Here is a 25,970-nt window from a genome sequence, read left to right on the forward strand (position 1 = left end):
AGGCGGCCGGACGGCACGGGGACGGGCTCCTGACCAGGGCGGTCGGGCCGACGGGGGCAGCCGCCGGCCCGGCCGTGCCGAGTCAGATCTCGACGGTCGTCGTGAGGTCCGTCGTGCCCGCGTGGCGGGCGACCTCGACGGTGAACTCGCCGGGCTCGGTCGCCCAGCCGTGCACGTCCGTGTCCCAGTGCTCGAACGCGCGCGGCCGCACGCGCACGTCGGCGGTCGCCTGCGCGCCGGCGTCGGCGGACACGACCGTCCACCCGGCGAGCCAGCGCACGGGACGCTCGACGGCGCTGCCGGGCCGGCTCAGGTACACCTGGACGACCTCCCGCCCGCGCCGGTCGCCCGTGTTCGTGACGGTGACCGTGACCCACCGGTCCCCGGCCGGGTCCGCACCGACCGACACGTCGTCGTACGACCACGTCGTGTACCCGAGCCCGAAGCCGAACGGGTACGCCGGCGCCGCACCCGCACGCAGCCACGCCCGGTAGCCGAGGTGCACGCCCTCGTCGTAGCGGACGACCCCGTCGCGGGGCGTCACGTCGAGCACCGGGACGTCCTCCTGCGTCGCCGGCCACGTGGTGGGCAGCCGCCCGCCGGGCTCGACGGCGCCCGTGAGCACGTCCGCGAGCGCGTGCCCGTACTCCTGCCCGCCGAACCACGTGAGCAGCACCGCGGCGACGTCGTCGCGCCACGGCATCACGACGGGCGACCCCGAGTTCACGACGACGACCGTGCGGGGGTTCGCGGCGGCGACCGCGGCGACGAGGTCGTCCTGGCGCCCGGGCAGGCGCAGGTGCGTGCGGTCGAAGCCCTCGGACTCGACCTTCTCGTTGGTACCCACCACGACGACCGCGACGTCGGCCGCCCGCGCGGCCTCGACGGCCTCGGCGATCAGGTCGTCGGGCCGGTCGACGACGGGACGCCAGCCCGCGGTGAAGCCGAGCACCCCGGGCAGGTCGGAGCCGTCGGGCATCGACGGGATGCCGGTCATCGGGTGCGTCCAGCGCAGCCGGTAGGTGCGCCCGGCCTCGACCTCGACGCGCGCGGTGGTGCTCGGCGGGGCCATGAGCGCGGCGCCGAAGTCCTCGGGGGCCACGACGAGCTCCTCGTCGAGCACCGTCTCGCCGTCGATCGCGAGCGCCGTGCGGCCGAGCACCGCCCAGCCCAGCTCGACCGGGCCGCTCTCGGTGGGCGTCCAGTCGGTCTCGGCGTCGAAGTCGTGCCCGACGGGCGCGTTGCCGAGCCACATGAGGTCGGTCGCGCGCCGGACCTCCTCGAGCAGCACGCCGCCCTCGGCGTCGAGGAAGCGCACGCGGACACCCGGCTCGCCGGTCTGCGGGTCGCGGATCTCGCCGAGGGGGAACGGCAGGACGCCGTCGTGCACGAGCGCGCCGGTCGCGTGCGTCACGGTCGCGTCCGGGAACGCCGCGCGCAGGCCGTCGAGCGGCGAGACCGTCTCGACCGGGACGACCGTCGCGGAGCCGCCGCCCTGCGTGCGCGGGCGCAGCGCGCTCTGGCCGAGGACCCCGACGCGCGTCGGCGCCGGGGAGGACCGACCGGCGAGCGGGAGGATCCCGTCGTTGCGGACCAGCACGATGCCGCGCGTCTCGACCTCGCGGGCGAGGGCGATGTCGGCGTCGTCGGTCGGACGGCGAGAACCGTCGGCCGCGGTGGTGACGGGGGTGTCGTCCCCGGGTGCCTCGTGCACGAGGTCGCCCGCCTCGACCCCCTCGAGCGCGCCCACCCGCGCGGCGAGCAGCAGGATCCGCCGGACCTTGTCGTCGACCGCGTCGAGCGGGACGTCCCCGGACTCGACCGCGTCGACGAGCGCGTCGCCCCACGGCCCCACGGGCCCGGGCATCACGAGGTCCTGCGCGGCGGCGGCCGACGCGAGCGAGCGCACGGCCGTCCAGTCGGAGATCACGACCCCGTCGAAGCCCCACGAGCCCTTGAGCGGCTCGCTCAGCAGCGGGTGCTCGGTCATCGTCGTCCCGCCGACGGCGTTGTACGCGCTCATCACGGACCACGTGCGCCCACCGGTGACGGTCCGCTCGAACGGCGCGAGGTACACCTCGTGCAGCGCCTGCTCACCGACCTCGACGGACGCGGAGAACCGCTCGGTCTCGAAGTCGTTCGCCACGTAGTGCTTGGGGCACGCGCCGACGCCGTTGTCCTGGCAGCCGTGCACGAACGCCTCGGCGAGCTCGCCGGTCAGCAGCGGGTCCTCGGAGTACGCCTCGAAGTGCCGGCCGCCGAGCGGGCTGCGGTGCAGGTTGATCGTGGGGCCGAGCACGACGTCGACGCCCTTGCGGCGGGCCTCGTGCGCGGCCGCGACGCCGTAGCGGTAGGCGAGGTCGGTGTCCCACGTCGCCGCGAGCGCCGTCGCGCTCGGCAGGTTGAGCGACGGGTCCCGCTCGTCCCACTCCGCGCCGCGCACGCCCGAGGGCCCGTCCGAGACGACCACCGTCCGCAGGCCGACCGCCGGCTCGGCGTGCAGCGACCAGAAGTCCGCGCCGGTGAGCAGGCGGACCTTCTGCGGGAGGGTCAGGCGCGCGAGGAGCTCCTCGACGCGGGTCTCGGCGGGCACATTCATCGTCGACCTCGTTCTTCCGTGCGGCGGGTGTCGAGGTCCCTGCTTACCAGCCGGTCCGACGACGCGCCCGGGGCGTGCGGCTCGGACCCCGGCGCCCGGGTCGTGCTCCCGCGCCCGCGCCCCTGCGCGCCCGCGCGACCGCCTCAGACGCGGACCGCGAGCCGGTCGTCCAGGTGCTCGCGCACGGCCGCCGCCATGTCGACCGCGTCCCGGTCGAGCAGCCACTGGAGCTGCAGACCGTCCATGAGCGCGACGAGCGAGCGTCCGGCCGTGACGGGGTCGGTGCCCGGGCGCAGCGCACCCTCGGCCTCGGCGACCCGGAACGCCTCGACGCACAGCGCGACGACGCGCGCGTACCGCTCGACGAAGAACCCGTGGGCCGGGTGGTCGGGGGCCGTCGCCTCGGCCGAGAGCACGCAGTACAGCTCGACGAGCCCGGGCGACTGCGCGTTGTGGGCGACGACGTCGACGAGGTGCCGCAGGGCGTCGACGCCCTGGCTCGTGTCGAGCTCGAACTGCGCGCGGTCGAGCCGGTCGCGCCGGTCGAGCACCGCGGCGAGCAGCGACTCCTTGGTCGGGAAGTGGTGCAGCAGCCCGGGGTGGGACAGGCCCGCGCGCGCGGCGATCTCGCGCAAGGACGCCGCCCGGTACCCGACCTCGCCGAACAGCACCGTGGCCGCGTCGAGGATGCCCTCCCGCTTGGCCCGGCCCTTCGCGTACCCGCGCAGCGACTCGTCAGTCACGTCGCCCCCTCGGTCGTCTCGCCCCCGCAGACGGAGCACCTGGTCAGGCGTCCGACAGGGACGAGGGTAGCGCTCCCACACCCCCGCACGGCGAGCGGTTTGTGGACGTCCCGGGGAGCGCGTGTGCAGGTCGGACGGGCCGCGTGGACAGCGTGGGGGCGCGACCCTCGCGCCGGGCCGCCGCTGACCGATACATGGGACGACCGTCTCGACACGCCCGCGGAGGACCCCGTGACCACGACCCCCACCCGGACGCCCGCAGCCGCCGGCCCGCCCGGCCCCGCCGCGTCCGCCACGAGGGGCGTCGCCGACCTGCCCCTCCGCGTTCGGATCCTCGCCGGCGTCCTCGTCATGGCGGTCGTCGTGGTCGTCGTCGGCGCCGTGGCCACGCACCAGATCCGCGGGCTCGAGCGCAACGCGCACGACCTGTACGCGGAGAACCTCACCGAGCTCAACTCGCTCGCCGCGATGCAGCGCTCGCTCGCGTCGAGCCGCGCCCGCGTCCAGGAGTACTTGCTCGCCGACGCCGACCGCCGCGCCGAGATCGCGGGCGAGGTCGAGGAGCTCCACGCGTCGCTCGACGAGGCGATCACCGCCTACCGGCCGCACGCGATCGACGACGCGGCCGTCGACGGGTTCGCGGTCGCGATCGCGGAGTACCAGGCGGTCGTCCCGCGCCTGTACGCGATCGCCGACGGCGGGGACCTCACCGAGTTCCAGGCCTACTTCACCGAGGCGATGCGCCCGGCGCTGTCCGACGCGGGCGACACGCTCGAGCTCGAGCGCGAGGCCCAGGCGAGCAGCGCGCAGGAGCGGAACGCGGTGTCGACGCGGTCGACCGCGAACGGGCTGCGGCTCATCCTGCTCGTCGCGGGGCTCGGCATCGCCGCCGCGGTCGGCCTGTCGCTCGTCGCCGCGCGCACGGTGACGCGGCCGCTGCACGCGGTCGGGCGCTCGCTCGAGGCCATGGCGGCCGGCGACCTGACGGTCGACGCGGGCCCGCGCTCGCGCGACGAGGTCGGGGCCATGGCGCGGGCGCTCACGAGCGCGCAGCAGAGCATGCGGGCGGTGATCGGCCAGGCGCGCGACTCCGCGCTCGAGGTCGCCGCCTCGTCCGAGGAGCTGTCGCTGACGTCCGAGCAGCTCGCCGTCGCGACCGAGGAGACGTCGGCCCAGGCAGGGGCCGTCGCCGCCGCGGACCAGGTGAGCGGGAACGTCCGCACCGTCACCGCGGGCGCACGCGAGATGGAGGCGTCGATCGGCGAGATCTCCCGCAACGCGAGCACCGCGGCCCGGGTCGCCGGGGACGCCGTCGAGCTCGCCGGGTCCACGACCCAGACGGTCGCGTCGCTCGGCAACTCGAGCGCCCAGATCGGCAACGTCGTCAAGGTCATCACGAGCATCGCGGAGCAGACGAACCTCCTCGCGCGCCGGGGAGGCCGGCAAGGGCTTCGCGGTCGTCGCCGGCGAGGTCAAGGAGCTCGCGCGCGAGACGGCGAAGGCGACCGAGGACATCGCGGCTCGCGTCTCGGCGATCCAGGCCGACGCCGCGGGCGCCGCGGAGGCCATCGGGCGGATCGCGGACGTGATCGCCGAGATCAGCGACGTCCAGACGACGATCGCCTCGGCGGTCGAGGAGCAGACGGCCACGACGACCGAGATGGGCCGCAACGTGGCGGACGCCGGCGCCGGGACGGACGAGATCGCGCGGAACGTCGCCGGGGTGGCGTCGGCCGCGTCGGTCGCCGCCGAGAGGGTCGCCCAGACCCGCAGCGCCTCGCAGGACCTCGCGCGCCTGTCGAACCAGCTCACCGAGGCGATGACGCGCTTCACCGTCTGAGCCACCCGGGCTCCGCGCCGCCCCGGACGCCCCCGCACGCCGGCCGGGCGCGCGGGGGCGCGGCGTCACTCCCCGGGGAACACCACGCCCAGCTGGCGGCGGACCTCGTCGGCCGTGCGGAGCACCGCGACGGTCTCGTCGAGCGGCTGGAGCGGGGACTCGGTGCGCCCCTCGGCGACGTAGCGCGCGAGCGCCGCCGCCTGGAAGCACAGCCCGGCGTGCCCGGTGATGCGGTTGTCGTCCCAGGTGACCCGCTCGTCGCCCGCGATCATCGTGACGCTCGTGGGCGTGAAGAACTCCCCGCCCAGCTCGAGGCGCGCGCGCGAGCCCGTGACCGTCCCGGTCTGCGCGGTCGCGCCGAGCATCGTCGTGAAGAGCTGCGCCTGCACGCCGCTCGCCCAGCCGAGCTGCACGAGCGCCTGCGCGTCGACCCCCGTCGGCGCCAGCACGCCGGTCGCCTGGACGCTGACCGGCTCGACGGCGAGGGCCGTGGCGCCCGCTCCCCCGGCGTGACCCGCGACGAGCTGCGCCCACGCGAGCGGGTAGATGCCGAGGTCGAGCAGCACGCCGCCCGCGAGCTCCGGGTTGAGCAGCCGGTGCGTCGGGTCGGGGTCGGCGAGCACGCCGAAGTCGCCGGTCACGAGGTGCACGTCGCCGAGCGCGCGGTCGTCGAGCAGCTGGCGCACCACGTCGGTGTGCGGCAGGTAGCGCGTCCACATGGCCTCCATGACGAGGACCCCGGCCGCCCGGGCCGCGGCCACGACCTCGGCGGCCTCGGCGGCGTTGCGCGTGAACGCCTTCTCGACGAGCACGTGCTTGCCGGCCGCGATCGCGAGCAGCGCCTGCTCCCGGTGCTCGCTGTGCGGGCTCGCGACGTACACGACGTCGACCTCGGGGTCCTCGACGAGCTGCGCGTACGAGCCGTAGGAGCGCTCGATCCCGTGCTGCGCCGCGAACCGGGCCGCACGCTCGGCGGACCGCGAGCCGGCCGCGACGATCCGCTGGTTCGTGTTGGCGAGGACGGTCTCGGCCCACATGCCGGCGATCCAGCCCGGCGCGAGGATCCCCCAGCGCAGCGGCGGCGCGTCGGCCGGGTCGGGGAATCGGGGGGCGGGCAGGGCGGACGGCAGGACGCGTGCGGCGGTCATGGGGCGCACGCTACCGGCGCAGGAACGCCGTGAGCCCCTCGACCGCGAGCGCGTGGTCCTCGGCCTGCGGCAGGCCCGAGACGCCGAGCACGCCCACGAGCGCGCCGTCGACCCGCAGCGGCACGCAGCCGCCGTGCGCGGCGTACCGCTCGGGGTCCAGGCCCGCGGACTCCTCGAACGTCGTGCCCTCGACGCGGAACCGGGTGCCGACGGCGAACGACGAGTGCCCGAAGTGCCGGACGACGGCGGCCTTGCGCCCGAGCCACCAGTCGTTCGACGGCGTCGAGCCCGCGAACGCGCGCTGGAACACCGTGTGCGGTCCGTCCTCGCCGTCGAGCTCGACGCGGACGACGATGCTCAGGCCGCGCTCCTCGGCGAGCCCCGCGACGAGGAGCCCGAGGCGCCAGGCGTCGTCGTGGTCGAGGCGCGGGAGAACCAGCTGCTCCTCCTGAGCGAGCAGCTCCGCGAGCAGGGCGGCGTCGCTGAACGGGACGGTCGGGGTCGCGTCGGTCATCCGCCGGACGCTACCGGACGGCGCTGGACGCTACCGTCCGGTCAGGAATCACCCGCTGCCGGGACGCTTCGTCGTGCTCCTGCCCGATTCGTCCGGCGGCGCCCGCGTAACCTCCGAATGGCAAAGATCTCACGCGAATCGGGGGGTTCCGTTGTGGCCAGTGCGCTGACGGCTGCCGTCCCGCGGACGCCGGCCTCGGCACCGTCCCCGCCGGCACCGTCGCAGGCACGCCCGGCGCACACGTCGTGGCGGACCCTCGTCGGGTTCGCCGCGATCTACGCGGGCGCCGCGCTCGTCGGCCGGCTCACGGTCCTGGAGGGCGGCGAGGTCAGCCTCGTGTGGCCCGCGGCGGGCGTCGCCGTGCTGTGGCTCGCGGTCCGCGCGAACGGCTCCCTGCCGCGCCTCGACCTCACGGTGCTCGCGACCGTCACCTGGGTGGTGAACGTGCTGACCGGCACCCCGCCGCCCGAGGCGCTCGTGCTGAGCGCCGCGTCCGTCGCGCAGGCCGCGACGTTCTGCGTGCTGTTCAGCCGCTGGTGCCCACGGATCTGGCTCGGCGCGGGGCGCACGCCGTTCGTGCGCGTCGAGGAGCTGTGGTGGCTCGTGCTCGCCGCCGTCGTGAGCTCGTTCGTCTCCGGGCTGCTCGTCCCCGCGGTGACGTGGATGTCGGGCGACGGCTGGTCCTGGCCGCTCGTGCTGGTCTGGGTCGTGCGCAACACCGTGAGCATCCTCGTCGTCGGGACGCTCGGCTTCAGCATCGGGTCGTGGCTGCACGAGCGGCGCTCCGTCCGCGGCCGGCCCGACGGCGGCGCACGGTGGGTCCCGACGCGCCTCGGGGAGCACGTGGCCGCGGTGATCGTGCCGCCCGCGATGTACGGGATCTGGTTCGTCGCGCTCGAGAGCCTGCCGCTCGCGTTCCCGCTCATCGCGCTGACCGTCTGGACCGGGACGCGCCTGCGGACGCGGTTCGTCGTCGCGCACGACTCCGCGATGGGCGTGACCGCGATCCTCTTCACGCTCGCCGGCATCGGGCCGTTCGCCGCCGTCGGCGACCAGGTCACGCAGGTCGTCGTGGCGCAGCTCTACGTGGGGCTCGTGTCCGTCATCGGCCTCGCGCTCGCCCTCGCGCGCGACGAGCGGGACCGCCTCGTGCGGGACGTCCGGGCGGCCGGCGACGAGGCGCGCACCCAGGCCGGGCTGCTCGCGACGATCGTCGACACGATGGACGAGGGCGTCACGGTGACCGACCGGGACGGGCGGATCGTGCTGCGGAACCGGCGCGCGTCCGAGCTCATGGGCGGCGTCACGAGCCCGACGGGCGTGATCGCGACGAGCTCGTTCTACGGCCTGTACCGCCCGGACGGCTCGCCGGTCACCGACGCGGAGCTCCCGCACCACCGCGCCCTGGCGACCGGGGCGAGCGTGCGCGACGTCGACCTGCTCGTGCGCAACGTCGGCGTCCCGCGGGGCCGTGTCGTCAGCTTCAGCTCCGCACCCCTGCCCGACGAGGCCGGCGGGGGCGTGGTCACGGTGATGCGCGACGTCACCACGCAGCGCGAGGAGCTGACCCGGGCCGCCCAGGTGCAGGCGAGCCTGCTGCCCGCGAGCCTGCCCGACGTCCCCGGGTACGCGGTCGCCGCCCGGTTCTCGCCGGCGGGCTCGGTCGGCGGGGACTTCTACGACTGGCAGCCCGTGTTCGGCGGGCTCGTCGTGACGCTCGCGGACGTCATGGGCAAGGGCACCGGGGCGGCGATCCTCGCGGCGACGTCCCGCTCGGTGCTGCGCTCGTTCGGCCCGGAGCGGGACGTCGCCGCCGCCCTCGTCGCCACCGAGGAGGCGATGGAGGCCGACCTCGCCGGGGCCGGGGCCTTCGTCACGGTCTTCCACGCGCGCGTCGACATCGTCACGGGCACGGTCACGTACGCCGACGCCGGGCACGGGCTCTCGCTCGTCGTGCGCGCCGACGGCGGCAGCGAGCGGCTGCCGGCGCTGGGCCTGCCGCTGGGCGTCGACCCGGGCGCGCCGCGCCGCAGCGGGACGGCGCACCTCGACTCGGGCGACCTGCTGCTCATGTTCAGCGACGCGGTGCTCGACGCGATCGGCGGGACCGTCGCCGACCTCGGGCGCGTCGAGGACGCGGTGCGGGGAGCCACGTCCGCCGACGCCGCGGCCCAGGCCGTGCTGACGCTCGTCGCGGACGCCGGCGAGCAGCTCGACGACCTCACGGTCGTGGCGGTCCGGCGCGACGACGTCCGCGACCTGCTGCGCTGAGCCGCCCGGGCGGACGCCGAAGGGCCGGAGCGGGCGCGGCGGGCGGAGCGGGCGCGGAGGGGGAGCCCCCGCGCCCGCCGCGTGCCGTCAGCCGACGGTGACCGCCCGGCCGGCCGAGAGGACGAGCCCGCCGTCGCCCGCGCGGTCGACCACGACGGTGTCGCCGTCGTGCACCTCACCGCCGAGCAGCATCCGCGCGAGCCGGTCGCCGATCTCCTTCTGCACGAGCCGGCGCAGGGGCCGGGCGCCGTAGGCGGGGTCGAACCCCTCGATCGCGAGCCACTCGCGCGCTGCGGGCGTCACGTCGAGCGTGAGCCGGCGGTCGGCGAGGCGCGCGGCCAGGGCGACGACCTGGATCTCGACGATGCGCCCGATCTCGCCGATGGTCAGCGGGTCGAACAGCACGACGTCGTCGAGCCGGTTGAGGAACTCCGGCTTGAACGCCGACCGCACCGCGCTCATCACGGCGTCGCGCTTGGCGTCGGGGTCGAGCAGCGGGTCGACGAGGAACTGCGAGCCGAGGTTCGACGTCAGCACGAGGATGACGTTGCGGAAGTCGACCGTCCGCCCCTGGCCGTCGGTGAGGCGCCCGTCGTCGAGCACCTGGAGCAGGATGTCGAACGCCTCCGGGTGCGCCTTCTCGACCTCGTCGAGCAGCACGACCGAGTAGGGCCGGCGCCGCACCGCCTCGGTGAGCTGGCCGCCCTCCTCGTAGCCGACGTACCCGGGCGGGGCGCCGACGAGCCGGGCGACCGCGTGCTTCTCCGAGTACTCCGACATGTCGATGCGCACGATCGCGCGCTCGTCGTCGAACAGGAAGTCCGCGAGCGCCTTCGCGAGCTCGGTCTTGCCGACACCGGTCGGGCCGAGGAACAGGAACGAGCCCGTCGGACGGTCGGGGTCGGAGATCCCGGCCCTCGCGCGGCGCACCGCGTCGGAGACCGCCGCGACCGCCGGGCGCTGCCCGATGAGCCGCTCGCCGATCACGTCCTCCATCCGCAGGAGCTTGGCGCTCTCGCCCTCGAGCAGGCGCCCGGCGGGGATGCCGGTCCACGCGGAGACCACCTCGGCGACCTCGTCGGGGCCCACCTTGTCGGCGATCATCGGGGCGGGCGCGGGGCCGGCGGTGCCGTCGTCCAGGGCCCCCTGCTGCTCGCGCTCCTCGGCCGCGGCGATCTCCTTCTCGACGGTCGGGATCTCGCCGTAGAGGATGCGGCCGGCCGTGGCGAGGTCGCCCTCGCGCTGGGCCTTGTCGGCGGCGCTGCGCAGCTCGTCGAGCTTCGCCTTGAGGTCGCCGACGAGGTTGTGGCCCGCCTTCTCCTTCTCCCACCGGGCGGTGAGCGACGCGAGCTCCTCGCGGCGGTCGGCGAGGTCGGCGCGGATCTTCTCGAGCCGCTCGACCGACGCGGGATCGTCCGCGCCTGCCAGCGTGAGCTCCTCCATCGTCAGCCGGTCGACCGCCCGCTGGAGCACGTCGATCTCGACGGGCGAGGAGTCGAGCTCCATGCGCAGGCGGCTCGCGGCCTCGTCGACCAGGTCGATGGCCTTGTCGGGGAGCTGGCGCCCGGCGATGTAGCGGTCGGAGAGCGTTGCGGCGGCGACGAGCGCGGCGTCGGAGATCGTGACCTTGTGGTGGGCCTCGTAGCGCTCCTTGAGGCCGCGCAGGATCGCGATCGAGTCCTCGACCGACGGCTCGCCGACGAAGACCTGCTGGAACCGCCGCTCGAGCGCCGGGTCCTTCTCGATGCGCTCGCGGTACTCGTCGAGCGTCGTCGCGCCGACCAGCCGGAGCTCGCCGCGCGCGAGCATGGGCTTGAGCATGTTGCCCGCGTCCATGCTGCCCTCGGACGCCCCAGCGCCGACGACGGTGTGCAGCTCGTCGATGAACGTCACGACCTCGCCCTCGGAGGACCGGATCTCCTCCAGGACGGCCTTGAGCCGCTCCTCGAACTCGCCGCGGTACTTGGCGCCCGCGACCATCGCCGCGAGGTCGAGCGAGACGAGCCGCTTGCCGCGCAGGGACTCGGGGACGTCGCCCGCGACGATGCGCTGCGCGAGGCCCTCGACGACGGCGGTCTTGCCGACGCCGGGCTCGCCGATCAGCACGGGGTTGTTCTTGGTGCGGCGGGAGAGCACCTGCACGACCCGGCGGATCTCCGAGTCGCGGCCGATCACGGGGTCGAGCTTGCCGTCGCGCGCGGCGGCGGTGAGGTCGACGCCGTACTGCTCGAGCGACTTGAAGGTGCCCTCCGGGTTGGGGCTGGTCACGCGCCCGGTGCCCCGCACGGACGGCAGCGCGGCGGCGAGGGCGTCGCGGGACGCCCCCTGGGCGCGCAGCGCGTCCGCGACGCCGGACTGGCCCGCGGCGAGGCCGAGGAGGAGGTGCTCGGTCGAGACGTAGTCGTCGCCGAGCGCGCGGGCCTCCGACGACGCGGCGTCGATCGCGGCGGCGGTCGCGCGGGAGGCGGTCGGCTGGGCGACGGCGGAGCCGCTCGCGGCGGGCAGGCCGACGAGCGACGCCCGCACCGAGCGGCCGAGGGCGCCGCGGTCGGCGCCGACGGCGTCCAGCAGCGCGTTGGCGACGCCGCCCTGCTGGGCGAGCAGCGCGCTGAGCAGGTGCGCGGGCTCGAGCTGGGGGTTGCCGGCGGCGGACGCCTGCTGGATGGCGTCGCCGAGGGCCTCCTGGGACTTGGTCGTGAGCTTGGCGTCCACGTGGTGCCTCCGGGGTCGTGCTGTGGTGCTGCGCGGGTGCGTACGGGTCTGGGCGGCCGGGCCGCTGCCCGCCCGCAGGGGTTCTGCGAGGTGCAACCCGTCCAGAGTTGAGCCTATTCCGCTCAAGTCTGGATCGCGACCCCCCTGGCCGTCCGCCGGCTCAGTCGCCGGTGCGCTGCGTCGGCACCGACGGCAGCGACCCCGGGCACGGCGCGGTGCGGAAGCGGTCGCGGCCCGCGGCCTTCGCCTCGTAGAGCGCGACGTCGGCCGCCGCGAGCACCTGCTGCGGCGCGTGGCTGCCGTCGGTGCGCGCGATGCCCGCCGAGAACGTCACGTCGGCACCCGTCGCGAGCCACCGGTCGCGCAGCGCGCCGAGCAGCGCGGTCGCGTCGTCGGCCGCCGCCCGGTGCAGCACGAGCACGAACTCCTCGCCGCCGTAGCGCGCGGCGTAGTCGTCCGGGCCGAGCACGCCCTGCACGACGGCGGCGAAGCGCCCGAGCACCTCGTCGCCCGCGGCGTGGCCGTCGCGGTCGTTGACGTCCTTGAAGTGGTCGAGGTCGCACACGACGACCGTGTCCTCCGGGGCGAGCCGGGCGAGGCGCTGGTCCAGGCCACGGCGGTTGCCGAGCTCCGTCAGCGCGTCGGTCCGGGTCGCGGTCGCGAGCTGGTCGGCGACCGCGCGCTGGTACGCCGTCATCGCCGCGAGCGCGTACATCACCGCGACCCACACCGCGGCGTTGATCGCGAGGCGCACGACCACGACTGCGTCGACCTGCGGGACCATCGCGCAGTACGCCCCCCACGCGAGCGGCACGAGCAGCAGGCCGACGCGCACGGGCAGGAACACCCCCGCGTACACGAACGAGAGCGTCAGCACGCCGGCGTACGCGATCTGGCTGCGGCCGCTCGTGAGCCCGAGCACGCCCACCGCGACGAGGTTCGCCACGGGGAAGACGACCGCGGCGGAGGGGTGCAGCCGCTCCCACGGGACGAGCCGCACCGCCGCGACGACGGCGAGCATGCCCACGGAGACGAGCCCGAGCGCCCGGGTCATGCCCGGCGTCAGGTGCAGGAACGGCGAGGCCAGCACGACGATCGCTCCGGCCGCCAGCAGCAGGACCCGGCCGCCCAGCACGGCGAGCCCCCCGCGGCGCATCCACCCGGGGGCGGTGCGCGCGAGGCGCAGCACACCGGGCTCCGGGGAGCGGGACGGACCCGGTGCACCCGGCCCGCGGTTCGACGCGACGACGCCACGGCGCGGGTCCCCTCCGGCCGCGGTCCCGGTGGCCTCGGACCCGCTCATGCCCGACCCATCGGCCACGGCGGCCGAACGCTGAGGCCCACCGCGCCGCAGTCACCGCCCGCGACCGGACGCGCGGCGCCGCGTGCGACGATCGGCGCATGCCCGACGACGCGCAGACCACCGACGACCCGCACGCGCCGGCCCCCGCCGGTGCCGGCGAGCGCACCGGGTCGAGCACGCCCGCCGGAGGCCGCCCCCCGGTCGCGATCAGCGAGCCCGCCCCCGACGTGCTCGGCGCCGGCTGGACCGCGCGCACGATCCACCTGCGCCCCGACGCGCAGGGCGAGGCCGTCGCGACGCTCGTGCACCGCGAGGTCGACCCGGTCGGCGACGGCCCGGCGCCCACGTCGAGCCGCGCGGTCCTCTACCTCCACGGGTTCGTCGACTACTTCTTCCAGGCGCACGTCGGGGACGCCTTCGCGGCGCACGGCGAGGACTTCTACGCGCTCGACCTGCGCGGCTACGGCCGGTCGCTGCGGCCGTGGCAGGAGCCCAACTACGTGACCGAGCTCGCGGCGTACGCGGAGGAGCTCGACGCGGCGGTCGCGGTGCTGCGCGAGGACCACGACCAGGTCGTCGTGCTCGGCCACTCGACGGGCGGGCTGATCGCGTCCCTGTGGGCGCACGCGCGCCGCTCGAGCCGGCCGGTGGACGCGCTCGTGCTCAACAGCCCGTACCTCGACCTGCGCGGGACGCGGTTCGAGCGGACGGTGCTCACCCGCGTGATCGACGTCGTCGGCCGACCCGCCCCCCGGCTCGTCGTCGGGAAGATCGGCGAGCACTACGGGACCGCGCTGCACACCGCGAGCGGCGGCGAGTGGGAGTTCGACCTCACCTGGAAGCCGCACCGGGGGTTCCCGGCGCGCGCGGGCTGGGTGCGCACGGTGCGGCGGGCGCACCGGCGGGTCGCGCGGGGGCTCGCGGTCGACTGCCCGGTGCTCGTCCTGTCGTCCGACGCCACGGGGCCGCACGACCGCTGGCACGAGCAGCTCCTCACGACCGACAGCGTGCTCGACGTCGCGCACATCGCCGGCCTCGCGTCGCGGCTCGGCCCGGACGTCACGTACGTGGCGGTGCCGGGCGGCGCGCACGACCTCGCGCTGTCCCCCGAGCCGGCGCGTGGCCGCTACCTCACCGAGGTCCTCGCGTTCCTCGACGCGCGGCTCGGGCCGGTGCGCGCGGTCTAGCACGGAGGGCGCCCGAGCGCCCGGATGAAATCTGGACGCGCGTCCAACAATGACAGGCGGACACACGTCCCGATGACTCCGGACGCGCAATTCGGGCATTCGTAGAATCGTGTTAATCGGACATTCTCGGAGGACCTTCGCAAGCCATTAGTGGCTTCCGTCACACCGTCACGAGAATTAACTTCCGGAGGCTTGCTTTTTCACCTCCGTCCGGGTGACCGTTGGTTTCAGCCGTTCGGGGGACCGAGCGGCGAGTGCCGAAGCCACAGGGGGCTGGCCGCAGTCCGGGAGCCCCCCGGTCGGTGCCAGGGGCGAGCACGCCCACCCACACCCTCGCGTGTCTCCTCGACGGCTGAGCCGTCCACCGCTGATCGCCCCTCGCGGGCGGGCGCCGCTGTGCCCGCACGTCGCCGACACCTGAGGACCTCGATGTTCATCTTCCTGCTCCAGCTGCGCCACATGTGGGTGGACCACGCCGAGATCTACCTGTTCTCGGTGTTCTCCGCCCTGGTGTGGCTCCTCTGGGTCGCCAAGGTGGTGCTCTCGCGGCGCTACCGCCCGTTCACCGCCGAGCACCACGCCCGCACGAGCATCATCGTGCCCGTCGTCGACGAGCCGCTCGACCTGTTCCGGGACGTGCTGACCCGCGTGACGGAGCAGAACCCCGACGAGGTCATCGTCGTCATCAACGGCAAGCCCAACCCGGACCTGCAGGCCGTGTGCGACGAGTTCGCCCCGCTCGTGCGCTGGGTGCACACCCCGATCCCGGGCAAGCGCAACGCCGTCAAGATCGGCACCGAGATGTCGCGGTACGAGATCACCGTGCTGCTCGACTCCGACACGATCTGGACCCCGGGCGCGCTCGGCGAGCTCGTCAAGCCGTTCGCCGACCCGCGCGTCGGCGGCGTGACCACCCGTCAGCGGATCCTCGAGCCGGAGCGCTCGTGGATCACCCGCTGGGCCGACTGGCTCGAGAACTCGCGCTCGCTGTACTCGATGCCCGCGCAGTCGGTGCTCGGCCAGGTCGGCTGCCTCCCGGGCCGCACGATCGCGTTCCGCCGCGACATCCTGATGAAGGTCATGGACGACTTCATGACCCAGAAGTTCATGGGCGTGTTCCTCGAGGTCTCCGACGACCGGACGCTCACGAACCTCACGCTCAAGGCCGGCTACCGCACGGTGTACCAGCACACGAGCCTCGTCTACACGGACGCCCCGCTGCAGGTGAAGAAGCTCTTCAAGCAGCAGCTCCGCTGGGCCCGCGGAAGCCAGTACAACACCCTGCGCATGCTTCCCTGGATGCTCGGGCACGCCCCGGTCCTCGCGATGTTCTTCCTCGCGGACATCATCCTGCCGTTCCTGCTCGTCGGGACGCTCGGCGGCTGGCTGTACCGCGCCGCGACCGGCACCGGCGTGAACCTGTACCAGGCGATCCTCGAGACGTACGGGCAGACCGCGGGCTGGGCCTGGGTCGTGAGCCTCATGGTCGTCTCGTCGGTCCTGTCGATGGCGATCCGCCAGATCCGCCACCTGCAGGAGGTTCCCGGGGACTTCTTCCGCCTGCCCGTCTTCATCATCGTCTCGACGTTCTTCCTCATGCCGATCCGCCTCCTGGGCTTCCTGCGCATGGCGCACGCCTCCGGGTGGGGCACGCGTGCCGGCGCCTACGCCGGTGGCGAGAGCGAGGTCGACTCCGCGGAGAACCTGACGTCCGGCACCGCGGCGCCCGCCGTGGCCGCGGTCCCGACGCCCCGCCGGCTCGCTCCGCAGGGCACGACCGAGCCGATCGAGCCGATGTCGGACGAGCTCATGCGTGAGCTCGACGCGCTCTACGGCACCGCGCCGGCCGACGTCGTCGACACCCACTCCGGTGCCGCCGCGCTGGCCGTCCGCGAGCGCCCTGTGCGCACCGCCTCGGCGGCTCCCGCGCAGCGCTCGCGCCGTCGTCACCTCAACCCGAAGGCCGGCATCCCCTACGTCATCGCCGCCGGGATCCTCGCCCTGGAGTCGCTCCTCTATGTCTGACCGACGCTCGCTCAGCGAGTCCGCCGCGGCCCTCGGCCGCGCCTGGTGGGCTCCCACGATGGGTCGCCTGACCGCCCGGGGGCGGTTCCTGACCGCCGCCGTGGTCGCCGCGCTCGTCGTGGTCACGCTGGCGGTGTGGAACAGCCCGGACGTGTCGGCCACCGGCCGGCCGGTCGCGGCCGCGGCCGCGGCGACGCCCTCCGCGGAGGAGCGTCGCCTGGCCCGGGAGCTCGCGGCGGCACGGGAGGACCTCGCGGAGAGCCGCGCGCAGTCCCAGGGCCTGCGCGAGACGCTCGGCAAGGAGCAGGCTGCTCGCCTCAAGGGCGAGCAGGAGTCGGCGGCCGCGCAGCAGGAGGCCGCCGCGAGGAAGGCGGCCGCCGGCACGGGGTCGCCCAACGGTTCCTCGGCAGGACACGCGCGGTCGGCCGGGAGCTCGTCGAGCGCCACGAGGACGACGCGCGAGCCCGGCACCGGACCCGCGAACACGAGGAACCCGACGCAGCCGGCCGGTCCGGCGGGGCCGGTCAGGACGCGGCCGACCGCGCCGAGCAAGGCCGAGCTCGTCAACCCGACGAGGCGGCAGCTCGGGCTGTACACCGCGCAGGCGCCGTTCAGCTTCGCGACGTTCGACGACGTCGCGGCGAGGGCCGGCGTCACGCCCACGACGGTGGGGTGGTTCAGCGGGTGGGACAAGCCGTTCCGCGCCGACGCCGTGACGAAGGCGTGGGACCGCGGCCTCATGCCGCTGCTCACGTGGGAGTCGCACCCCAGCGACGCCCCGAACGACGAGCTCGACCAGCCGGCGTACTCGCTGCCCGTGATCCTCGGTGACCCCGGGGCGGGCGTGCCCGGCGCGTACGACGCGTACCTGCGCCAGTACGCCCAGGACGTGGCCGCGCTGGGCCTGCCGCTCGGCATCCGGCTCGACCACGAGATGAACGGCGACTGGTACCCGTGGTCCGAGCGGACCCAGACCGGGGAGCCGATCAACGGCAACCGGGTCGGGGACTACGCGGCCGTGTGGCGCCACGTGCACGACATCTTCGAGCAGGAGGGCGCGGGCGACCTCGTCGTGTGGGTCTGGGCGCCCAACATCGTCAACAACCTGCCCGCGTCGCTCCAGGCGCCCGGCGTGCTCGAGGGCCTGTACCCGGGCGACGAGTACGTCGACTGGGTCGGGCTGTCCGGCTACAACCGCCCGCCGTACCGCGCGGGCAACGACTCGACGTTCGCCTACACGTTCGGGCGCTCGCTCGACCAGCTCCGCGCGATCGCGGACAAGCCGATCCTGCTCGCCGAGATCGGGGCGTCCGAGGTCGGCGGCACCAAGCCGCAGTGGATCGCCTCGCTGTTCGAGGCGCTCACGCTGCCGGAGAACGACGACGTGATCGGCCTCGCGTGGTTCAACCTCACGGTGACCTCGACGGTCCGGGGCGAGCTCGTCACGAACGACTGGCGCATCGACTCGCGCCGCGCCTCGACCGAGGCGTTCACCGCCGGCATCACGAACCCGCTGGCCCGGTTCGTCGAGGGCTCCGCGCCGCTCGACGCCGCCCGGGCGGCAGCACGACCCGCAGCACCCGTCACGACGCCCAGCGCGTCACCGGCCCCGTCGGCCACCGCCAGCACCGCACCCGAGGAGAACCCGTGAGCAAGTCCACCGCCACCACCGTCGCCGCCGTCGCGGCCGACGCCACCGTCCCGGCAGGCCTGAAGATCTCGGTCTACGGCACCGGCTACCTCGGCGCGACGCACGCCGTCTCGATGGCCGAGCTCGGCTTCGAGGTCATGGGCGTCGACACCGACGCGAACAAGGTCGCCGCGCTCGCCGCGGGCAAGGTCCCGTTCTTCGAGCCCGGACTGCCCGAGCTGCTCGAGAAGCAGCTCGCGACCGGCCGCCTGACCTTCTCGACGGACCTCGAGGAGGCCGCGCGCTGGGGCGACGTGCACTTCATCTGCGTCGGCACGCCGCAGATGAAGACGAGCCACGCGGCGAACCTCGGCTACGTCGAGGCCGCCACGTCGACCGTCGCGAAGAACCTCACGAAGAACGGCGTCATCGTCGGCAAGTCGACCGTCCCGGTCGGCACCGCGGCCCGCCTGCGCGAGCTGATCGCCGGGCTCACGCCCGAGGGCATCGAGGTCGACCTCCTGTGGAACCCGGAGTTCCTCCGCGAGGGCAAGGCCGTCGACGACACGCTGCACCCCGACCGCATCGTCCTGGGCGGCACGAACGCCCGCACCGAGGCGATCATGCGCCAGGTCTACGCGGGCCCGATCGCCGAGGGCACGCCCGTCGTCGTGACGGACCTCCCGACCGCCGAGCTCGTCAAGGTCTCCGCCAACGCGTTCCTCGCGACCAAGATCTCGTTCATCAACGCGATCGCCGGCGTGTGCGAGGCCGCGGGCGCCGACGTGACGGTCCTCGCCGACGCGCTGGGCCACGACGTCCGCATCGGCCGCCAGTTCCTCGACGCCGGTCTCGGCTTCGGTGGCGGCTGCCTGCCCAAGGACATCCGTGCGCTCATGCACCGCTCGAACGAGCTCGGTGCGTACCGTGCCGCGGCGCTGCTCCAGCAGGTCGACGAGATCAACATGGGCCAGCGCGAGCGCGTCATCGACATGACGATGGAGGCGCTCGGGGGCTCCGTGCTCAACCGGCGCATCTGCGTCCTCGGTGCGGCGTTCAAGCCGCTGACCGACGACGTGCGCGACTCGCCGGCGCTCAACGTGGCCGCGGCGCTGCACCTGCGCGGCGCGCAGGTCACCGTGTTCGACCCCGAGGCGGGCGACACGGCGCGGGCGAGCTTCCCGACCCTCTCCTACGCGACGTCGGCCGAGGAGGCCGTCGAGGGCACCGACGTGGTGCTCATGCTCACGGAGTGGAAGCAGTTCACGAGCCTCGACCCGGCCGCCCTGGCCAAGGTCGCGACGTCCCCGCGCATCATCGACGCGCGCGGCAAGCTCGACCCCGCCGAGTGGCGTGCCGCCGGCTGGGAGTTCCGGGGTCTCGGGCGCACCGCCGCCTGAGTTCCCGTTCCGTGTCCGGCCCATCCAACCGGACACGTCCGGCCCTACCCTGTGGGCCGGCTGCAGGGCCCTGGGACAACGGCGTCCCGGGGTCGTGCGGCCTCTCGACCGCGTACCGGGCCCGCCGCCCGTGCTGCAGGAGGACCAGGGGTGAGGCCGGTGGCCGGCGCGTGAGCAGGGGGGTCGCGCGCCGGTGAGCCGAGCACGTCGGGGGGCGTGCAGCGGGGCGAGGGCGGGCACGTCGGTCGTGCCCGCCCTCGTCGTACCCGGGGGCGTCCCCCGCCCCGGCCGCGGTTCGGAGCACGACGCGCGCGGCGGGCCGGACGGCGGCGCGCGCGACGGTCGGGACCACTCGCGCGGCGGCCGGGTGAGCGGCGCGGCGCGGCGCACGATGGTGCTGGTCAACGGGGCGGCTCTTCGGCGCGTGGGTGCGCGGTGGTCTGATGGCGCCACGAGCACCCACCGACCGACGGAGGAGCACGCGATGATCCACGAGGAGCCCTGGCCCGACGGCACGCCCGGCTGGGCGGACCTGATGGTGCCGGACCGGCACGCCGCACGGGAGTTCTACGGCCCGCTCCTCGGCTGGGAGTTCGACGAGGGCTCCCCCGAGACCGGCTACTACACGACCGCGACGCTCGACGGGCACGCCGCCGCAGGGATCGGGACGCCCCTGCCGGGCACGGAGGCCCCGCCGCCGGCCTGGACGACGTACCTCGCGGCCTCGGACCTCGAGGGCGCCGCGGCGCGGGCGACCGCTGCGGGCGCGACGCTGCTGATGCCGCCGATGACGGTCATGGGCTTCGGCGCGATGGCCGTGCTCGCCGACCCGACCGGCGCCGTCGTCGGGCTCTGGCAGGCCGGCTCGCACACCGGGTTCGACGTCGTCGGGGTGCCGGGGGCCGTCGTGTGGAGCGAGCACATGGGCACCGACTCGACGACCGCCCGCGCGTTCTACGCGTCGCTGTTCGACTACCAGGTCGTCGACATGAGCGGGCCCGGCTTCGACTACGTGAGCCTCCAGCTCGGCGACCGGGAGGTGGCGGGGATCGGGCAGTTCGGCGCGAGCATGCCGAGCCCCACCGGCGACCTGCGCCCGTCGTGGAGCACGTACTTCGGGGTGCTCGACTGCGACGCCTCGACCGCGCTCGCGACGAGCCTCGGCGGCACGGTGCTGAGCGCACCGGAGGACACGCCCTACGGACGCATCGCCGTGCTCCACGGCCGGTTCGGCGAGACGTTCGCCCTCCTCGCGGAGATCCCCGCGGCGTCCTGACCTGGCCGGCAGCCGCGGGTCCCCTCCGGGACGGGACACCGGCCCGAGGGTGGCCGATCGGTCGCACCGACCGATCGGGCACCCACCGAGCACACCCGCGCGGTGCGGCCGGTCAGTCGTCGGAGCCGCGCCCGCGCGAGTCGTCGCCGTGCTCGTCGTCCGAGCCCCGACCGCGCGAGTCGTCGTCGTGGTCGTCGTCCGAGCCCCGCCCGCGCGAGTCGTCGTCGTGGTCGTCGTCGGAACCCCGCCCACGCGAGTCGTCGTCCCAGTCGTCCCCGCGGTCGTCGGAGCCGTGGTCGTCCCAGCCCAGGTCGTCGGAGCCGTGCCCCCCGCCGACGCGCCTGTCGCTGTCGTCGGTCCCGGAGGTCGGGGTCGGGGAGGAGCTCGGCGTGGAGGACGGGCTCGCGCCCGGCACCGCGGACGGCGAGACGGTGGGCGTCGCGGACGGGCTGGGCGTCGGGTCGTCGTCTTCCCCACGCCGGTCGTCGTCGCGGCCGTCGCCCCCGCGGTCGTCGGGGCTGCTCGTCGGCGACGGGGAGACGTCGACGGCGCGCGGCACGGACGTCGAGCCGTCGACGGGGGCGGACGCCTGCGCGAACGCGACGGCGCCCACGCCGACGAGGGCGGCAGCAGCGGTGAGGGTCAGGGTCGAGCGTCGGGTCCAGCGCATGTCGGGCCTCCGTGGTCTGTCGACGCGGTCCCTCCGCGTCGACCCCACGGTCGCGCCGTGCCGGTGAGCGCGGCGGCAAGCCCAGGACAAGGTGCGGTTAAGGCCGTCGACCGACGCTCGCCCGGCAGCCCTCGGGCGGACGCGTCGGGCGGGTGTCTCGATCCGGCGGCACACGCCGGCCCCGCGCCCGGGCCTGACGCCCCCGTCACGGCCGCGCGGCCGCCGGACCCGGCGACCGTCAGGCCGCGGGCAGCTCGAGCGTCACGCGGGCCCCGCCGAGCGACCCGCGGTCGACGACGAGCCGGCCGCCCGCCTGCTCCGCGGTGCGCCGGGCGACGTCGAGCCCGAGCCCTGTCGACCCGGCGCCGCTGCGCCCGCGCTCGACGTCGCCCGGACCCAGGCCCGGTCCGGCGTCCTCGACGACGACCCGCACGAGCGTGCCCGGGAGCACGGCGAGCGCGAGCGGCGTCCGCTCCGGTGTGTGGGTCAGGACGTTGTCGACGAGCACGTCGAGCGCGGCGCCGAGGTCTGTCGCGGCGACGCCGACGTCGAGCACCGCGTCGGGCACGTCGACCGTCAGCTCCCGGCTCTGCGCCGCCGCGAGCACCGCCCAGAACCGGGCGCGCTCCCGCACGACCTGCGCAGCGTCGCAGCGCGCGTCGGCCCGGGAGGCCGCGGGCTCGCGCGCCGTGCGGACCAGGTCGTCGACCGCCTCGACGAGGTGGTCGACGTGCGCGGTCAGGCGCGCGCGCTCCTCCGGGTCGGGCAGCAGGTCGACGTCGAGCCGCAGCGCGGTGACGGGGGTGCGGAGCCGGTGCGAGAGGTCCGCGACGAGCTCCCGCTCGGCGGCGAGGAGGCCTGCGACGCGCGCGCCGAGCCCGTTGAGCACGCGCCCGACGGCGGCGACCTCGGGCGGCCCGGACGGCTCGACGCGCGCCTCGAGGTCCCCGCCGCCGAGCCGCTGGGCGACCCCCGAGAGCTCGCGCACGGAGCTCGAGACGCGCCGGGCGAGCCGGTCCCCCGCGAGCGCGGTCCCGCCGAGCAGCACGAGCCCCACGCCGGCGAGCACGAGCCACGCCTCGGTGACGCCGGCCCGGAGCTCCTCGTCGGGCACGTGGGTCCGCACGACCGTCGTCCCGTCCGCGCCCGCGACCGGGAGCAGCACGTCGACGCCGCCGTCCGCGCGCGCCGTGAACGCCTGCCCGGACGCCGCGAGGTCGACGGCCGCCGTGCGCGGCCGCGGGTCGCCGAGCGTCGTGCCGTCGGGCCGGAACACCGTGGTCGGGTGCGCGCCGGCGTCGTTCGCGAGCACCGCCGCCTCGAGCCGGGCGTCGTCCTGCGTCGCGCCGCCCGCGAACACCGCGACGCGCTGCGCGTCGGCCCGCCCCTGCTCGAGCGCCCGCTGCTCCGCGAGCCCGCGCGCGAGGACGGCGAGCGGGACGAGGAACGCGACGAGCACGACCGACGTCATCGCGAGCCCGTACCGGACGAGGAGCGGCCTCACGGCGGCGGGGCGACCTTGACGCCCACCCCGCGCACTCGGTGCACGTACCGGGGGTGCTCCGCCGTCTCGCCGAGCTTCTTGCGCAGCCAGTGCAGGTGCACGTCGACCGTCTTGTCGGCGCCGCCGTACGGCTGGTTCCACACCTTCGCGAGCAGCTCGCGCTTGCCCACGACCTCGCCGGCGCGCTCCGCGAGGTACAGGAGCAGGTCGAACTCCTTGGGGCTCAGCTCGAGCGGCGTCCCGTCGAGCACCGCGGTGCGCGCCCGGGCGTCGATCACGAGCCGCCCGACGGTGACCGCTGCCGGGGGCCGCTCGGGCTCGGCGCGCCGCAGCACCGCCCGGATGCGCGCGTCGAGCTGGTCGACCGCGAACGGCTTGACGAGGTAGTCGTCCGCGCCGGCGTCGAGCAGCGCCACGATGTCGCGGCCGTCGTCGCGCGCGCTGACCACGATGACCGGGACGTCGCTCACCGAGCGGATCATCGGGAGCAGCGTCGCACCGTCGAGATCGGGCAGCCCCAGGTCGAGCAGCACGACGTCGGGGCGGTGGCTGACGATGCTCTGCAGCCCCTCGAGCGCGGTCGGCGCGGTCATCGTCGAGTGCTCGCGCGCGCCGAGCGCCCGGACGAGCGCGGTCCGGATCGTCGCGTCGTCCTCGACGATCAGCACGTCAGCCACACCAGGGACGGTAGGCCATGTCCGGCGTCCGGGAAGCCTCCGGCCGCCCGCGCGGCCTCCGGCGGGCGAGCCTTGTCGTCCCCTTAACCGCGCCTTGTCCTGACGCCGTCCGACGGTGCGGCAGCATGCTGGCATGGACCCGAGCGGCACCCCCGCGGCGCGGACCGCCGGGGCGACGGCCCGGCGCCGGCTCGGCGTCGCCGCCGCGTGGCTCGCCGCGGTGCTCGTGGCCGGGTCCGTGACCGGGTGGGCGGTGAGCGCGGTCGGCGGCCCGGGCGGCGGCTCGGTCCTCAGCGCGACGGAGGTCGACCGCCGGCTCGCCGCGCTCCCCAGCACCGCGCCCTCCCCGCCCGCCACGGTGGCGCCGACCCCGACCCCGACCCCGACCGCGACCCCGGTCCCGACGCCGACGGGCGCTCCGCCGGTGACCGAGCCGGCCCCCGTCGCCCGGGCCTGGGACGTCGACGGCGGGAGCGTCGGCGCGGCGTGCCGCGGGACCGTCATCGAGCTGCAGTACGCGACCCCTGCGGACGGCTGGGCCGTCGAGGTGAAGCGCGCGGGCCCCGAGGAGGTCGAGGTCGAGCTCCGCAGCGGCGACGACAGCACGTCCGTGCGCGCGGCCTGCGCGGCGGACGGGACCCCGCAGCTGCACGGCGACGGGGACGACGACTCGTCCGGCTCCGACGACGACTGAGCTCCCCCGGACGTGCGGGCGGGCGGCCAGCTGGTGCTGACCGACCGCCCGCCCTCGTGCGCTGACAGACCGTCCTGATGCGTCCAGGAGATCCCGGCCCGCCCAGAGATCCACCGCCCACGGCGCCGCTCCGGGGTGGGCCCGGCGAGCGCCTACTGCCAGACGACCACCCATCCCGCGTAGAGATCGCCTTCCTTCACGTGCGCCTTCCCGGCCTGGTCCACGACGCCGATGCGGTTGCCCGACAGCACCAACGACGTCAACCCGGTGGCCTCGAGCACCCACGTGGCCCCGAGGGCACCTTCCTTCACGTGCGCCTGACCGTTCTTCAGGATGCCGATGCGGTTGCCCGACAGCGCCAGCGACGTCACCCCGCTCGTCTGGACGACCCAGTCGGCCCGCAGACCGCCTTCCTTGACGCGCGCCTCACCGCTCTTCGTCAGCACGCCGATGCGGTTGCCCGACATCACCAGGGACATCACCCCGGGGTACACGACGACCCAGTCGGCCGACAGGCTGCCCTCCTTCACGTGCGCCTCACCGCCGTCGTTGACCACGCCGATGCGGTTGCCCGACAGCACGAGCGACGTCACGCCGGTCGCCTCGACGACCCAGGGGGCGTACAGGTCGCCCTCCTTGACCCGCGCCTCACCGCTGTGGGTCAGCACGCCGATGCGGTTGCCCGACAACGCGAGCTCCCGGACGTTCGTGAACACCGGCACGAAGGTGGCGGTCGTCGCGCCGTCCTTGACCCAGGCGACGCCAGCGGCATCCAGGACCCCGATCCGGGTGCCGTCCACCACGACCTGCTTCGCGTCGGCACCCAGGAGCTGCACCCAGTCCGCCCGCAGGCCACCGTCCTTGACCTGCGCCCGGCGGTCGTCCGTGACGACCGCGATCCGGGACGCACCGAGCGCCAGCTGCTGCGTGGGCCTCGTGCTCCGGGTGATCCAGTCGCGGAGGTCGTCGACGCGGGTGTCCGTGGCGGCCTGCCCGGTGGTGCTCGCCCCGAGGCATCCGCCCTGGTCCGCGGTGTGGTGGATCGCGACGAGCTCGACCGCGCCCGCGGCGGTGGTGCGCAGTGTCGGGCCGCCGGCGTCGCCCTTGCAGATCGTGGCACCGGGGGAGGCTGCCCGCAGACCGACCGTGGTCGGGTCCACGGTGGTGACGGTGTAGGTCGCCGCGTGCGAGACGTCCGGGACCCACTGCGTCGCGGTGCGGCCGTACCCGGTCACGGTGAGCTCCTCACCGGGGACGGGTGTTGTGGTCGCGACGGCCACCGGGGCCACGGCGGTGACGGGGGTGGCCAACCGGACCAGCACCAGGTCCCGGTCCGGGTGCGGCACGACGAGCGTCACGGCCACCGCGTGCCCCGCGGTGCTGGTCAGGTCCGTCCGTCCGACCGTGGCCGTGGTGGGCACCGTCGGTGCACCCTGGGCGACCGCGGCGTCGGGGGTCGCGGCGAAGCAGGACTTCGCGGTGACGACCCACGACGGGCCCACCAGCGCTCCCGAGCAGGCGCGGACGTCCCCGACGGCGATCTTGACGGTCGCAGCCGCGGCGGCCGCGGTCGGGGCGCTGCCCTCCACCGCCGAGGCGGCGGGGACCACCCCCGCGGTCAGCGCCAGTGCACCGGCGAGGGTCCGGACGACCCACGACCGCCGCACCGAGGCCGCCCCGCGCGCCCGGCTCCGCCTGCCCGACCCCCGCGCCCCTCCGCGCTCGCCGGAGGTCGCGGCCGCGGCTGCGGCTGCGGCTGCGGCTCGACCTTCCGCCG

Annotated in this window: 18 protein-coding genes and 1 pseudogene; 9 read left to right on the forward strand and 10 right to left on the reverse strand. The window is 75.2% G+C overall.

The features are described from left to right. Window positions 1-82: 82 nt before the first annotated feature. Both NXY84_RS19700 and NXY84_RS19705 read right to left on the reverse strand, forming a co-directional pair. Window positions 83-2,599, reverse strand: coding sequence for a beta-glucosidase family protein (locus tag NXY84_RS19700; protein WP_258724721.1), 2,517 nt, complete (start codon window positions 2,597-2,599; stop codon window positions 83-85). A 143-nt stretch (window positions 2,600-2,742) separates the two neighbouring features. After that, a complete protein-coding gene (locus tag NXY84_RS19705; RefSeq protein WP_258724722.1) occupies window positions 2,743-3,342 on the reverse strand; it encodes a TetR/AcrR family transcriptional regulator in 600 nt (199 codons plus the stop codon). Between the two features lie 351 nt (window positions 3,343-3,693). On the opposite strand from NXY84_RS19705, the pseudogene NXY84_RS21900 reads away from it, so the two are divergent. Both NXY84_RS21900 and NXY84_RS19715 read left to right on the forward strand, forming a co-directional pair. Continuing rightward, a pseudogene (locus NXY84_RS21900) lies at window positions 3,694-4,347 on the forward strand (MCP four helix bundle domain-containing protein); the annotation flags it as partial. A gap of 580 nt (window positions 4,348-4,927) precedes the next feature. Next, window positions 4,928-5,182, forward strand: a complete 255-nt coding sequence (locus NXY84_RS19715) for a methyl-accepting chemotaxis protein (RefSeq protein WP_258724724.1) — start codon at window positions 4,928-4,930, stop codon at window positions 5,180-5,182. Between the two features lie 65 nt (window positions 5,183-5,247). On the opposite strand, the gene NXY84_RS19720 is transcribed toward NXY84_RS19715, so the two are convergent. Together NXY84_RS19720 and NXY84_RS19725 are read right to left on the reverse strand one after the other, a co-directional pair. After that, window positions 5,248-6,330, reverse strand: coding sequence for a Gfo/Idh/MocA family protein (locus NXY84_RS19720; RefSeq protein ID WP_258724725.1), 1,083 nt, complete (start codon window positions 6,328-6,330; stop codon window positions 5,248-5,250). Between the two features lie 10 nt (window positions 6,331-6,340). Next, window positions 6,341-6,844 carry a heme-degrading domain-containing protein gene (locus tag NXY84_RS19725; protein ID WP_258724726.1) on the reverse strand — a complete coding sequence of 168 codons (504 nt, stop codon included), beginning with the start codon at window positions 6,842-6,844 and terminating at the stop codon, window positions 6,341-6,343. Window positions 6,845-6,997: 153 nt separating this feature from the next. Between NXY84_RS19725 and NXY84_RS19730 the strand changes: the two genes are divergently transcribed. Next, window positions 6,998-9,115 carry a SpoIIE family protein phosphatase gene (locus NXY84_RS19730; protein ID WP_258724727.1) on the forward strand — a complete coding sequence of 706 codons (2,118 nt, stop codon included), beginning with the start codon at window positions 6,998-7,000 and terminating at the stop codon, window positions 9,113-9,115. An 87-nt stretch (window positions 9,116-9,202) separates the two neighbouring features. Here the strand turns inward: NXY84_RS19730 and clpB are convergent, their stop codons facing one another. Further along, complete coding sequence (gene clpB / locus NXY84_RS19735; protein WP_258724728.1) at window positions 9,203-11,827, reverse strand: ATP-dependent chaperone ClpB; 2,625 nt, start codon at window positions 11,825-11,827, stop codon at window positions 9,203-9,205. 160 nt (window positions 11,828-11,987) lie between these two features. Beyond that, window positions 11,988-13,130, reverse strand: coding sequence for a GGDEF domain-containing protein (locus NXY84_RS19740; RefSeq protein WP_258724729.1), 1,143 nt, complete (start codon window positions 13,128-13,130; stop codon window positions 11,988-11,990). A gap of 98 nt (window positions 13,131-13,228) precedes the next feature. On the opposite strand from NXY84_RS19740, the gene NXY84_RS19745 reads away from it, so the two are divergent. From NXY84_RS19745 to NXY84_RS19765, 5 genes are all read left to right on the forward strand, one after another. Beyond that, a complete protein-coding gene (locus NXY84_RS19745; RefSeq protein WP_258724730.1) occupies window positions 13,229-14,317 on the forward strand; it encodes an alpha/beta hydrolase in 1,089 nt (362 codons plus the stop codon). Window positions 14,318-14,746: 429 nt separating this feature from the next. Continuing rightward, window positions 14,747-16,342 carry a glycosyltransferase family 2 protein gene (locus NXY84_RS19750; protein WP_258724731.1) on the forward strand — a complete coding sequence of 532 codons (1,596 nt, stop codon included), beginning with the start codon at window positions 14,747-14,749 and terminating at the stop codon, window positions 16,340-16,342. After that, a complete protein-coding gene (locus NXY84_RS19755) occupies window positions 16,335-17,993 on the forward strand; it encodes a glycoside hydrolase family 26 protein (RefSeq protein ID WP_258724732.1) in 1,659 nt (552 codons plus the stop codon). The genes NXY84_RS19750 and NXY84_RS19755 overlap by 8 nt, the downstream gene beginning before the upstream one ends. Window positions 17,994-18,052: 59 nt before the next feature. Further along, a complete protein-coding gene (locus NXY84_RS19760) occupies window positions 18,053-19,372 on the forward strand; it encodes a UDP-glucose dehydrogenase family protein (RefSeq protein WP_258727284.1) in 1,320 nt (439 codons plus the stop codon). A gap of 484 nt (window positions 19,373-19,856) precedes the next feature. Next, entirely contained in the window at window positions 19,857-20,648 is a 792-nt protein-coding gene (locus NXY84_RS19765) for a VOC family protein (protein WP_258724733.1), read from the forward strand. A 112-nt stretch (window positions 20,649-20,760) separates the two neighbouring features. Here the strand turns inward: NXY84_RS19765 and NXY84_RS19770 are convergent, their stop codons facing one another. The 3 genes from NXY84_RS19770 to NXY84_RS19780 all read right to left on the reverse strand — a co-directional run bounded on the left by NXY84_RS19770 (window position 20,761) and on the right by NXY84_RS19780 (window position 23,499). Then, window positions 20,761-21,318: a hypothetical protein gene (locus tag NXY84_RS19770; protein WP_258724734.1), complete on the reverse strand. Its 558-nt coding sequence runs from the start codon at window positions 21,316-21,318 to the stop codon at window positions 20,761-20,763. A gap of 238 nt (window positions 21,319-21,556) precedes the next feature. Continuing rightward, a complete protein-coding gene (locus tag NXY84_RS19775) occupies window positions 21,557-22,822 on the reverse strand; it encodes a HAMP domain-containing sensor histidine kinase (protein WP_258724735.1) in 1,266 nt (421 codons plus the stop codon). Beyond that, window positions 22,819-23,499 (reverse strand): response regulator transcription factor, encoded by a 681-nt coding sequence (locus NXY84_RS19780; RefSeq protein WP_258724736.1) that lies wholly within the window; start codon window positions 23,497-23,499, stop codon window positions 22,819-22,821. Before NXY84_RS19780 ends, NXY84_RS19775 begins: the two co-directional genes overlap by 4 nt. A gap of 133 nt (window positions 23,500-23,632) precedes the next feature. Here NXY84_RS19780 and NXY84_RS19785 point away from each other — a divergent pair, with 133 nt between their 5' ends. After that, the gene (locus NXY84_RS19785) at window positions 23,633-24,193 is read left to right on the forward strand and encodes a hypothetical protein (RefSeq protein ID WP_258724737.1); all 561 of its coding nucleotides are present in this window, start codon (window positions 23,633-23,635) and stop codon (window positions 24,191-24,193) included. 152 nt (window positions 24,194-24,345) lie between these two features. Here the strand turns inward: NXY84_RS19785 and NXY84_RS19790 are convergent, their stop codons facing one another. Further along, window positions 24,346-25,860: a S1 family peptidase gene (locus NXY84_RS19790; RefSeq protein ID WP_258724738.1), complete on the reverse strand. Its 1,515-nt coding sequence runs from the start codon at window positions 25,858-25,860 to the stop codon at window positions 24,346-24,348. Window positions 25,861-25,970 lie beyond the last annotated feature (110 nt).

The sequence above is a fragment of the Cellulomonas sp. NS3 genome (assembly GCF_024757985.1).
Classification (GTDB): domain Bacteria; phylum Actinomycetota; class Actinomycetes; order Actinomycetales; family Cellulomonadaceae; genus Cellulomonas_A.

What these genes read in the sequence shown, in the direction of transcription:
- NXY84_RS19700 (WP_258724721.1), bottom strand. Translation starts at nt 2,599, where the DNA reads ATGAATGTGCCCGCCGAGACCCGCGTCGAGGAGCTCCTCGCGCGCCTG.
- NXY84_RS19720 (WP_258724725.1), bottom strand. Translation starts at nt 6,330, where the DNA reads ATGACCGCCGCACGCGTCCTGCCGTCCGCCCTGCCCGCCCCCCGATTC.
- NXY84_RS19725 (WP_258724726.1), bottom strand. Translation starts at nt 6,844, where the DNA reads ATGACCGACGCGACCCCGACCGTCCCGTTCAGCGACGCCGCCCTGCTC.
- NXY84_RS19740 (WP_258724729.1), bottom strand. Translation starts at nt 13,130, where the DNA reads ATGAGCGGGTCCGAGGCCACCGGGACCGCGGCCGGAGGGGACCCGCGC.
- NXY84_RS19745 (WP_258724730.1), top strand. Translation starts at nt 13,229, where the DNA reads ATGCCCGACGACGCGCAGACCACCGACGACCCGCACGCGCCGGCCCCC.
- NXY84_RS19750 (WP_258724731.1), top strand. Translation starts at nt 14,747, where the DNA reads ATGTTCATCTTCCTGCTCCAGCTGCGCCACATGTGGGTGGACCACGCC.
- NXY84_RS19755 (WP_258724732.1), top strand. Translation starts at nt 16,335, where the DNA reads ATGTCTGACCGACGCTCGCTCAGCGAGTCCGCCGCGGCCCTCGGCCGC.
- NXY84_RS19765 (WP_258724733.1), top strand. Translation starts at nt 19,857, where the DNA reads ATGATCCACGAGGAGCCCTGGCCCGACGGCACGCCCGGCTGGGCGGAC.
- NXY84_RS19770 (WP_258724734.1), bottom strand. Translation starts at nt 21,318, where the DNA reads ATGCGCTGGACCCGACGCTCGACCCTGACCCTCACCGCTGCTGCCGCC.
- NXY84_RS19785 (WP_258724737.1), top strand. Translation starts at nt 23,633, where the DNA reads ATGGACCCGAGCGGCACCCCCGCGGCGCGGACCGCCGGGGCGACGGCC.